The sequence below is a fragment of the Ralstonia sp. OTU4908 genome (assembly GCF_038440115.1).
Lineage (GTDB): Bacteria > Pseudomonadota > Gammaproteobacteria > Burkholderiales > Burkholderiaceae > Ralstonia > Ralstonia pickettii.
Genome location: NZ_JASATD010000108.1, coordinates 1 through 415 on the forward strand (window position 1 = coordinate 1; position 415 = coordinate 415).

Here is a 415-nt window from a genome sequence, read left to right on the forward strand (position 1 = left end):
AAGGCCCATTGCCACTTATACCAAACAGAAAGGAAAGCCGCTGGGTTATTGGGAGAAGCAGCACCGGCTCCATATCGACAAGCCTGCATATATAAAAGAAATAGAAGAAATGGGCAATGTGTATAGCATTAACTCAACCTATCTAGAGATCATTGACGATGCCCATGACAGAATACAAGCCATTGGCTTCGCTTGGATCACAGGAATCGCCACTTCCGCAATAGCCGGATTTATGGGCAAATTCTTTATCACACTGCCCTCAATTCACTCACCAGAAATTAAGGCTCAAGACGGATATTGGCCTCTTGTAATCATTTTCGCATCCGTTTTTTCGGCAATGGCACTCCTGTTCTTCCTGCTCGGGCTGGACATCATGCGCCGCAACCTCTTCGCCCTAAAACGCCGCCCCATCCGT

1 pseudogene is annotated in these 415 nt (G+C 47.5%); it reads left to right on the forward strand.

Features of this window, described 5'->3' with window-relative positions:
* A pseudogene (locus AAHM38_RS25540) lies at positions 1–415 on the forward strand (DUF6708 domain-containing protein); the annotation flags it as partial.